Source organism: Dickeya fangzhongdai (assembly GCF_002812485.1).
Taxonomy (GTDB): Bacteria; Pseudomonadota; Gammaproteobacteria; order Enterobacterales; family Enterobacteriaceae; genus Dickeya; species Dickeya fangzhongdai.
The window spans coordinates 3,581,506-3,591,402 of the sequence record NZ_CP025003.1 but is presented as its reverse complement, the minus strand read 5'-3'; the positions used below and the strand labels follow the sequence as shown (position 1 = coordinate 3,591,402).

Annotated in this window: 8 protein-coding genes and 1 pseudogene; 2 read left to right on the top strand and 7 right to left on the bottom strand. The window is 52.3% G+C overall.

The annotated features are described in order from the left end of the window. Window positions 1–207: 207 nt before the first annotated feature. Window positions 208–1,389, bottom strand: coding sequence for a NupC/NupG family nucleoside CNT transporter (locus tag CVE23_RS16020; protein WP_038911659.1), 1,182 nt, complete (start codon window positions 1,387–1,389; stop codon window positions 208–210). Between the two features lie 254 nt (window positions 1,390–1,643). Here CVE23_RS16020 and CVE23_RS16015 point away from each other — a divergent pair, with 254 nt between their 5' ends. Beyond that, complete coding sequence (locus tag CVE23_RS16015) at window positions 1,644–2,606, top strand: aldo/keto reductase (RefSeq protein ID WP_100849935.1); 963 nt, start codon at window positions 1,644–1,646, stop codon at window positions 2,604–2,606. 139 nt (window positions 2,607–2,745) lie between these two features. On the opposite strand, the gene CVE23_RS16010 is transcribed toward CVE23_RS16015, so the two are convergent. The 5 genes and pseudogenes from CVE23_RS16010 to sulA all read right to left on the bottom strand — a co-directional run bounded on the left by CVE23_RS16010 (window position 2,746) and on the right by sulA (window position 6,868). Further along, complete coding sequence (locus CVE23_RS16010; protein WP_100849934.1) at window positions 2,746–3,084, bottom strand: Csu type fimbrial protein; 339 nt, start codon at window positions 3,082–3,084, stop codon at window positions 2,746–2,748. A 351-nt stretch (window positions 3,085–3,435) separates the two neighbouring features. Further along, window positions 3,436–3,843 (bottom strand): annotated as a pseudogene (locus CVE23_RS23120) (Csu type fimbrial protein). 127 nt (window positions 3,844–3,970) lie between these two features. After that, window positions 3,971–4,177 carry a spore coat protein U domain-containing protein gene (locus CVE23_RS23275; protein WP_100849931.1) on the bottom strand — a complete coding sequence of 69 codons (207 nt, stop codon included), beginning with the start codon at window positions 4,175–4,177 and terminating at the stop codon, window positions 3,971–3,973. 768 nt (window positions 4,178–4,945) lie between these two features. Further along, complete coding sequence (gene ompA / locus CVE23_RS15985; protein WP_038919798.1) at window positions 4,946–6,010, bottom strand: porin OmpA; 1,065 nt, start codon at window positions 6,008–6,010, stop codon at window positions 4,946–4,948. A gap of 363 nt (window positions 6,011–6,373) precedes the next feature. Further along, on the bottom strand, window positions 6,374–6,868 hold the full coding sequence (gene sulA, locus CVE23_RS15980; protein ID WP_038919797.1) for an SOS-induced cell division inhibitor SulA: 495 nt from the start codon (window positions 6,866–6,868) through the stop codon (window positions 6,374–6,376). Between the two features lie 219 nt (window positions 6,869–7,087). Here sulA and CVE23_RS15975 point away from each other — a divergent pair, with 219 nt between their 5' ends. Then, entirely contained in the window at window positions 7,088–7,717 is a 630-nt protein-coding gene (locus CVE23_RS15975; protein WP_038919796.1) for a TfoX/Sxy family DNA transformation protein, read from the top strand. Here CVE23_RS15975 and yccS read toward each other — a convergent pair. After that, window positions 7,714–9,882: a YccS family putative transporter gene (yccS, locus tag CVE23_RS15970; protein ID WP_038919795.1), complete on the bottom strand. Its 2,169-nt coding sequence runs from the start codon at window positions 9,880–9,882 to the stop codon at window positions 7,714–7,716. The two genes, CVE23_RS15975 and yccS, sit on opposite strands and share 4 nt — an antisense overlap. Window positions 9,883–9,897: the final 15 nt, after the last annotated feature.

Here is a 9,897-nt window from a genome sequence, read left to right as displayed (position 1 = left end):
TGGAAGGAACCTCCAATCAGCACAGGCCAAGATAAGCCCATGAAACACTGAATATTATGATACTAGTTTAAACAGCGAACGGAGGACAAAAATGGAGGAAATATGGAAGATATGTCAGGGTTTGTAGAAAAAGAATCCCCGGCGCGGTAAACGCCGGGGATGGTATGCCTGGTGTGTCAGCGAGATGTCATTCTCAAGACGGCGGGATTACAGCACCAGACCGGCGACGGCGGCGGACAGCAAGCTGACCAGCGTGGAGCCGTACACCAGCTTCAGGCCGAAACGGGAAACGGTGTTGCCCTGCATTTCGTTCAGCCCCTTGATCGCCCCGGCCACGATGCCGATCGACGAGAAGTTGGCGAAAGATACCAGGAAGACCGACAGGATGCCCACGCTACGCGGCGACAGCTGACCGGCCACTTTCTGCAGTTCCATCATGGCGACGAATTCGTTGGATACCAGCTTGGTCGCCATAATACTGCCGACCTGCAACGCTTCGGCTTTCGGAATGCCCATCACCCAGGCGAGCGGATAGAACGCGTAACCCAGCACTTCCTGGAAGCTCAGACCGAATACGGCGCTGAACAGGGCGTTGATGCCGGCGATCAGCGCGATGAAACCGATCAGCATAGCGGCGACGATCACCGCAACCTTGAAACCCGCCAGAATGTATTCGCCCAGCATTTCAAAGAAGCTCTGACCTTCGTGCAGGTTGCTCAGGTGCAGCTCTTTTTCTTCGTTGGTGTCGTAAGGGTTGATGAGCGACAGCACGATGAAGGTGCTGAACATGTTGAGCACCAGCGCCGCCACGACGTATTTGGCGTCCAGCATCGACATGTAGGCGCCGACGATTGACATCGATACCGTGGACATGGCGGTGGCGGCCATGGTGTACATCCGTTTCTCGGACATCTGCCCCAGAATGTCTTTATACGCGATGAAGTTTTCAGACTGGCCCAGAATCAGCGAGCTGACGGCGTTGAAGGATTCCAGTTTGCCCATGCCGTTGACTTTGGACAGGATGGTACCGATCAGACGGATGATGAACGGCAGGACTTTGATGTGCTGCAAAATACCGATCAGCGCGGAAATGAACACGATCGGGCACAGTACTTTCAGGAAGAACACGAAGCTATTGTTACCGATATTGCCGAAGACGAAGGTGGTGCCTTCTCCAGCGAAACTGAGCAGCTTGTCGAACAGACCCGCAAAGCCTTTTACGAAACCCAAGCCTGCGCTGGAATAGAGGAAGAAATAGGCAAGCAGAATTTCAATGACTAAAAGTTGAACAATATACCTGACGCGAATGCTTTTACGATCGCGGCACACCAGCAGTGACAGGCCGGCGACAACGAGCAGCGCCAGAATAAATTGCAGAATGTTGGACATGTTTGCTCCAAATTATGATAGGGGCCGATTTTTGGTCGTCATTTTATGTAACGATTGCGCTTAAAATGAGACGTAAGGCGCAAAAGCGAGATTATATCGCGGAAAATAACCTAAACTAAAGCGTGGGTCTCATAGCATTCACTTCTGTCTGGGTGATGTCGGGACGATTTCATCATGTCTGACCGGAAAATGCTGTGATGAAGATTCCCCGCCGGCAACCTCGTCGGGCTGGGAAACAACACAAGGAGATGACAATGCCTGCGTCTGACGCATTACGAGAACTGGGACATTCAGGAATTCGGGTGCCGTTGCTGACTTTTGGCGGCAACGTGTTTGGCTGGACCATTGACGAGTCAGCCTCGTTTCGGGTGCTGGACGCCCTGCTTGATCAAGGGCTGCACTTTATTGATACCGCTGATATGTATTCGACCTGGGCGCCAGGCAATAAAGGCGGCGAGTCGGAAAGCATTATTGGCAACTGGCTGAAACAACGTGGAAACCGCGATCGGGTGATTATCGCCACCAAAGTGGGCAAGGACATGGGCGGCGAGCGGCACGGGTTGTCGGCCGCTTACATCCGTCGGGCGGTGGAAGATTCGCTGCGTCGCCTGCAGACCGATTATATCGACCTGTATCAATCCCATGATGATGATAAAAGCACCCTGCTGGAAGAGACGCTGTCGGCGTTCGACGCGCTGATCCGCGAAGGCAAGGTACGCGCCATCGGCGCATCCAATTATGACGGCGAACGTCTGGCGCAGGCGTTGCAGGTTAGCAAGGATAACCATCTGGCGCGTTATGAAACCCTGCAGCCGGAATATAACCTGTACGATCGCCAGCACTATGAATCCACGCTGGAGCCGGTGGTGAAGGCCAACGGGCTGGGCGTGATTGGGTATTATTCGCTGGCGAGCGGCTTTTTGTCCGGCAAATATCGCTCGGCTGCCGATGCCGCGAAAAGCGCGCGCGGTCAGGGCGTGGTGGAACGTTATCTCAACCCGCGCGGTCTGGCGATTCTTGAGGCACTTGATCAGGTGGCCGAGGCGCACCGCACCTCGCCGGGTCAGGTCGCGCTGGCATGGCTGATTGCCCGGCCCGGCGTGACGTCGCCGATAGTCAGCGCCACGTCGGTCGAGCAGGTGGCGGAGCTGGCCAGCGCTACCCGGCTGACGCTGACGCTTCGGGAGATTGAACAACTGAATACCGCCAGCGCCTGATCGACGGGCGTACGCTGCTGTGGCGGCGTGGTATGACAGGGCGGGGAGCCGGTATCGGTTCCCTGCCCTGTTCGTTTTGGTCTTTATCAGATTTGAATGCGTGCCCAGGCTGCCGTGTCCTGCATGATGGGGGGACAGCTTAGTAAGTCAGCGTGATCGTTACGGTATCGGTTAAGTCCCTGCCGGCACCGGCGCCATCTGCCGCCGGTTGCCGAGATCGTTCGTGCCGCTCAGATTGATGCTGTAAGGGGGGGGTTTGGGTGCGCTGTACGGCGATGATGTTGCTGCTGACGGACGTGAATGCCGAAGGGAAGGCGGCCGAACCGAAATCGACATCCGGTGCGCTGATAATTAAACAGTCCTTCATCACCACCATATTTACCGCCAGCGTGCCGTCAGCGGGGGAATAATCCGGCACTTCATCAATAATAATGCGATAGGCTGTTTGCTGGCCGGCAGGCAGCGTGGTGAGCCTCATCACCGGATTAATTGCCGTTTTGCCGTTGGAATGGAGGTAAAGGACGGGCTGGCGATGACGTCATTAGGGTCATGATAAACATCGTGATTATTTTCCTGATGCCAGGCTACAACCTGTATCTGTAATTTTGTATCCTGGTGCGATTTATTTCCCAGCCAGACGGTAGTGCTGCGTTGGTTGGTTTCAATGGTTTGATAAATCGGCCAGACCGGCATGGGAGATAAACATTAAAACAAGCAGGTAAATTATTGTCGTCCGTTTCACATTTTCTCTGATTCAATATGAAATGGTTATTGTCACCTTATCCGTATAGGTACCTATGCGGGTTGCTGAGCTTGTCAAAATAACCGGTCATAAACGATATGCCACTGTATTTTTTTCCGGAAATGAACTCACGCTATATGTCAGCGCACCGGTTCCCCAAATTGTAGAACAATTGGCGTCCTGATAAAGCTGGTAGGCAATTCTATCCGCGGTATTCGTGTTTTTCAGATAATGAGCAGAACTGCCGCCGCTATTTTAGTCGTAATCAAGCGTGATAGTCATGGACGAGTCTGGCGTACAGGTCACCACAATCGATCCGGCTCCTTCACCGCCTGCGGCATGGCGATTATTCGGGATTTCCGTATGCATTCCGAAATCAATCGTTCCCAGATCACCGGAATAGAAGCCCATCGTGGTACCGAAGGCACAACCGGCAATGATGGTGGCGAAAACGTTAATGGTGGCCGTTCTGGTCTTGCTGACGGCATCAACCATCAGAAATAACTTCGCTGACCTATCCACTCGCAGTTAAAAAATATGGCTACCAGAAAAGCGTGGCGACAACGGTGTTGGTATAGGTTCCTATCGCTGGACTGGCGCTGCTTTGATCTCCCGGCAGTATTCAACCATAAACCGTAATATCCTGTGCGGTACCATTGGCGTTAATCTGTACGCTGCCGCCAATAGTTATTTCATTGGTGCGCGTGCTGTCTGAATATAAGCGATAGGGAATTTTGGTGGTTCTGCCGTCGCTGGAAACGCTGCGCAGTGTGCCGCTGGAATATAATCCACCGTCAGATGCGGAGCCTGATTTAACCCTGCTCTGCATCTGACGGTGGCGCTGCCAGTGGATGCCGAACCGGCTATACTGGCGCCTACGCTATTTTCCTTCATGTTAGCTGTGACCTCATTTGAATAACATCGACATATTACGGTGTACTTTCATCTGTGCATATTCACAGAGATTTCCAAATTTTAATATTAAATCCATTTCCTTCTGATGTGTTTACCCTGAAATTTGGGTGTCAGAATGATATGGTTTTTATATGCTGTATATTTTCTCCATTGCCTTCACTCTTGATGACGACTCTTCTCATTCGTTCACCGGGACACTTTTAAAATCAGAAGTTAATGAGATTATCCGATGAGTTAATAAAGTCGATGTGTCTATTTTTTCAATCGAAAAACGTTGTATTTAAAATTCAGTATTAAGACTGACAGCCAGTCTGCAATCCTGAGCGGGGAAAGTGAAAAAAAATCCGTTTTTCGATGACAGGAAACATCATTTTTTGTGTCATTTTTGTCGCTTACTTAAGTAAGCATGGCATCGCTATATTTATCGGTTTATCTCTGTGAACGAAGACGTTGCATTTGCTGAGTAACATACCACTCGCCTGGTATCGCTATAACATTCATATCATTGATTTATTCTATGAGGGGAAAGCGAAATCCTCGGGGTAGGATAACGTTATTGATGGGAAGTATTGATTTGTGGAAATAAAAAACAGTCTCTGTAAAACAGAGACTGTTTTCTGTGGAAGTGACAGCAACCTTATGGAGATTACCGCACTTCTTGTAAGTGCAATCTCAGCGGCAATTAAGCCTGAGGCTGAGTCACTACGTCTTTGATACCTTTTACTTCGATCTCTACGCGACGATCCGGTGCCAGGCAATCGATCAGTGCAGCGCGAGCTTTCACGTTAGTGCAGGTAGAACCGCTAACCGGGTTAGCTTTACCCATACCGCGAGCAGAGATCTTGTTAGCCGGGATACCTTTGTGAACCAGGTAATCAACAACGGTCTGTGCACGTTTGGTGGACAGAGTCTGGTTGTACTGGTCGGAACCCAGACGGTCGGTGAAGCCCAGAACCACTACGGAACCGTCTTTCGGATCCAGAGTGCTCAGCTGAGAGTACAGCTGGTCCAGAGAACGCTGACCTTCCGGTTTCAGAGTTGCTTTGTTGAAGTTGAACAGTACGTCAGACTTCAGAGTGAAGCGTTTGGTCTGAACAACCGGAGCCGGGGCCGGAGTCGGGGCCGGAGCTGGAGCAATAACCGGAGCCGGAGCAGCAGTTTCCTGACCGAAACGGTAAGAAACGCCCACGCTCAGCAGGCCATTGTCCGGACGACCGCCAACGGTGGACGCGTCGCCGATGTTGTTCACCCACTGGTAATCCAGACGGGTTGCCCAGTTTTTGGTGATAGCGTATTCAACACCCACAGCTGCCAGCGGAGAAACGCCGGTGTCGTGGTCGTTCAGGCCGGAATTGTCGTGGCTGTCTGCACGCCATACAAAACCACCCAGACGGGTGTAGATGTCCAGATCGTCAACGATCGGATAGCTCAGTTTAGCTGCCAGCTGAACGCCTTGAGCTTTGAAGCTGCCCTGGTTGCCGCCGTTATACTTCATACGGCCCAGCCAGTCGTAGCCCATTTCAAAACCCAGGTACGGGTTAGCCTGATAACCGCCGAATGCGCCAGCACCCAGTTGGCTCTGCGCAGCGTTGGTCACGTTGTAACCATTGCCGTTCAGGCCGGTATCGTGGTACTGGGACCAACCCAGTTTACCACCTGCGTACCAGGTGTTATCGTTCGGTGCGGCTTGTGCTACGGTAGCAAAGCCAGCCAGTGCCACTGCAATCGCGATAGCTGTTTTTTTCATTTTACGCCTCATTATCATCCAAATCGGCAATTAACTCTGAAAGCTAATCAGCCTTTGGTTAAAATCCTTTCTCGGAGATATTGCCCTTGGTCTAATTACTTGCTGCCAGTGAACTGACGTTATGAAAGGGCAACTCCAGCGAGCTAAAGTCTACAACGTGGTGAGAAAGTTACAAGTATGATGTGACAGACACCATGAAAAAATCAGTCGTTCATACATAATTACTAACAAATAATGGACGATTTTGTCAGATTAACCAGATGTCTCTTGATATTAACACTTCGCAATAACATCCCGGGCACTGTATTTCCGGGGGCTACGGGTAGCCTGCTACATCCCTGTAAGAAAAGTCCTAATATTCATTTAATGATACAATCTTGAGTGAATTTTTAGTGTGGAAAATGGTCTTGTGATTGTTTTTTCCTCTGGACGCATAATAAATCCATAGGTATTTCCATGCTGTGCCGCTCTTTGCAACCGCATTTTTTGTTCATCATCCAGCTCATTTGGCAGCCAGCACAATACGACGCTGTAATTACCCGTCAGTAATGCTTTCTCCATTGCGTCAACGGTAGATACCGGATTGATGCGATGCAGTTCAATCATTTTCTCTAGCGGCAATCCTGCCTGTTGCAGCCACAAGCGGCTGAGTTTTTGCTGCGGGGAAAGCCAGAGCAACCAGCGCGACTGCGATCCCAGTTGCTGTAATAAAGGAAGCAACAGCGGTGTCAGCATGGGATGATCATCACCATAGACGATTTCGCTGATGAACCCGCTGGAGGCGGTTTTCGGCATCGCGTTATGACCCAGGTGTGACGAGTGGCAGACATGGCGGGAACGGATGGTTTGAGTACGCATGATTTCTTTACCTCACAGCATTACTGTATGTGTGTACAGTATCTTTTGTGTGAGCAAAGATCAACCGGAATTTCTGAAAGCGCTTCGCATAATCGTTATGTCGTTGCCTGCATAACATTTTTTGTATTTGAAGACGCAGTTTTGCTGTGTTTAATTAATTGTTCCAGTTACGGATGTCTCTGGTAAACAGGAAAAAACGTTCAATACAAGGAAAAAGTAATGAAAGGACTATGCGAAAAAAGGATTTTGCAGGCGAAATCAGTGTTTGCTCCGCTGGGAAATATTCTCTCCCGATCTCAGTTCGGCGGTTATAGCATTGCGGCGGACGGCGTGATTTTTGCGCTTGTTTCCAGCGGAGAACTCTATTTGCGTGCGGCACAGCATAACGAGGACTTTTTCCTTGACCGGCAGACGCCCAAACTGATTTATACCAAACGCGGCCTGCCGGTACCGCTTAATTACTATCTGGTGGGTGAGGTGCTCTGGCGGGATGAGCCGGGGCTGCTGGAACTGGCATCGCAGTCTCTTCAGGGCGCCCGGCAGGATAAAGCCGCCAAAAAACGCTGCATCAGGCTGAAAGACCTGCCGAATATCAATCACGATCTGGAACGGCTGCTCTGGAAGGTGGGGATTAGAAACATCGATGAATTGCACCGACTCGGAGCGAAAACCAGCTATCTTAAGCTGCGTTCCGTCAGCCAGAACCTGAGTGTTAATGTGTTGCTGGCGCTGGCCGGCGCCATCTGTGGCGTCCATCAGGCCGCGCTGCCGCAAGGCATGCGCAGCGAACTGATTGAATGGTTCGAGAGCACGAGCCCACGTGCTTTCAGGCCTCCCCGGCTCAATTAGTGCATCGAGGTCTGTTGTCGATTCTCTTCGGCAATCATCTGGTTTTTTAGCTGCGTCAGTTCCGGCAGCAGGCCAATGATTAGATTAACCTGTTGTAATACCAGCTGTTCTTTACTGTCCTGCTCTGGTGACTGGGCATGGATGCGGTTTTTCAGCGCCTCCAGTTCTCTGTCCAGCGCGGCCTGGTCGCCATTGTCCTGGTGCAGTGCGTCGTCGACGTAACAGACGGCATCATTCAGCAATTGCAGGGTTTCGGCCGATCGGATGTGCTCGCGGTGCGCGCCCAGAGTGGAGATATACCCCAACAGGGTGTGATTGAGGCACATCAATCTGAAGGCGTTTTCCAGCGTGTTCGGTCGGGCATGCGGTTCGGCGGACATATTGGACACCACCGAAGCCAGCTCCGCGTCGCTGTTGTGGGCGTCGCGGCGGGCAATCCGATAAGGAAGCCCGTTGTCTTTGCCCTGATGATACTGAACCATGATGGCGTCGAGATAACGGCAATTATTGTTCATGGCCTTGTCGATCACCGCAGGCAAACCGCGAAATTTCCAGTCCGGCCAGATAAAGCTGACCGCCGCCCAGGCAATGCCGCAGCCCAGCAACGTATCGACCACTCTGGGAATGGCGACCTCCAGTCCTTCGCCCAGCAGATTAAAACACATCAACACCAGCAGGGTGATAAACAGCGTGGCCTGCGCATATTGCACGGTACGGAAGGCGAAAAACAGTACGCCGCTGATGACAATCAGCGCCAGTTGCCCTTCCAGCGACGGAACGATATACAGCAGCGGTACGCCGATGAGCACACCGCCCAGCGTGCCGACAATACGCAGCGCCAGACGCCGTCGAGTGGCGTTGTAGTTCGGCTGACAGACAAACAGACTGGTCAGCAGAATCCAGTAGCCGTGGTGCAAACCGGCCAGTTGAATAATGGCGTACCCGATGCACAGCACCAGCGACATGCGTACTGCGTGACGGAACAGCGACGACTGCGGCGTAAGATGGCGGTTGAGACGCAGCCTGATATCGCTCCAGCCGGCGATTTTATCATCCGATAACCGGTTTTCTGCTGGGAGATGGTGATTATGGCGTTCGAGCGTCTGTTCGGACTGAATATTGATTAACTGGGCGTCAATCGCGCGCAGATTATTGAGCAGATGGCGTAATGCCTTGATGGATAAGGTTTCCGCGCCCTGAAAAGCCAGCCTGTCGATAGCGGCGTCCAGATGGGAGAAGGCGCGCTCGATACGGTAGTCATGCAGGTATTTTTGCTGTAGCAAAATGGACTGCGAAACTTGCTGGCAGGCGCGGGACAACATGAACAGCAAGCGCTGGAACCGAAAAGGCACATCGCTGTAGCGCAGCGTGTGGCGCAGTTGTTCATACTGGATATGCGCCGAGCTGGCTCGTTCGTGGATATCCTGCGCGACAAAATAATAGTGCAGCGTGCGTCGGGTGCCGCGCTGGCCACGATCGCCGCGCAGCCGCGTCAGCAGCGACGCCTTGGCCTGATTGAGCGTATCGACCAACTGACCGTTGGCCATCGCTACGTCGATCAACGGCTGATCGTTGTCGTCGATATCGGGGTCGAACAGGTTGGATTTGGTTTCCAGATAGTGAGCCAGTTGCTGGTAGCAGCGGGCCAGATTGTCCTGCAGCGGCCGGATAGGGAACAGCAGGTGGCCGAGCAGCGTCAGCAGGTTATACCACAACGCGCCCAGCAACAGCAGGAACGGTTGTTGATACCAGTCGCTATAAAGCGAAATGCCCAGCATGGTATAGATGGCGATCAGCAGTGCACCGAAAGCGATGGTAGCGTAGCGTTGCCCCAGCGAGCCCAGCAGAATAAAGCTCCAGGTCGAGATCGCCAGGCCGACGATAAATAACCAGGGGTACGGGTAGAGCAGTTCGATCGACACCGAAGCGACCAGAAAGCAGGCGAGCGTAATCAACAGGTTAAACAGACGGCCGGACAAGCGGTCATCGAGGTCGGTCAGGGCGGCGGCCACCACGCCCAGCGTCAGGGGAATGGTGCTGGTGGGCACACCCAGCCACCAGGGCAGGATCGCCACGCCGCTGAGTGCGATCAGGATCCGCAGGTTATACAGCCAACTGCTGTTGTAGATGACTCGACGCAGGTTGGTCGAAACGCTCAGTTGCACGATGATGGTCCGTTG

Excerpts from the sequence above, each read along its gene's own strand:
- CVE23_RS23275 (WP_100849931.1), bottom strand. The coding sequence starts at position 4,177 with ATGCAGAGCAGGGTTAAATCAGGCTCCGCATCTGACGGTGGATTATAT.
- CVE23_RS15975 (WP_038919796.1), top strand. The coding sequence starts at position 7,088 with ATGAAAGGACTATGCGAAAAAAGGATTTTGCAGGCGAAATCAGTGTTT.
- sulA (WP_038919797.1), bottom strand. The coding sequence starts at position 6,868 with ATGCGTACTCAAACCATCCGTTCCCGCCATGTCTGCCACTCGTCACAC.
- CVE23_RS16015 (WP_100849935.1), top strand. The coding sequence starts at position 1,644 with ATGCCTGCGTCTGACGCATTACGAGAACTGGGACATTCAGGAATTCGG.
- ompA (WP_038919798.1), bottom strand. The coding sequence starts at position 6,010 with ATGAAAAAAACAGCTATCGCGATTGCAGTGGCACTGGCTGGCTTTGCT.
- CVE23_RS16020 (WP_038911659.1), bottom strand. The coding sequence starts at position 1,389 with ATGTCCAACATTCTGCAATTTATTCTGGCGCTGCTCGTTGTCGCCGGC.
- CVE23_RS16010 (WP_100849934.1), bottom strand. The coding sequence starts at position 3,084 with ATGAGGCTCACCACGCTGCCTGCCGGCCAGCAAACAGCCTATCGCATT.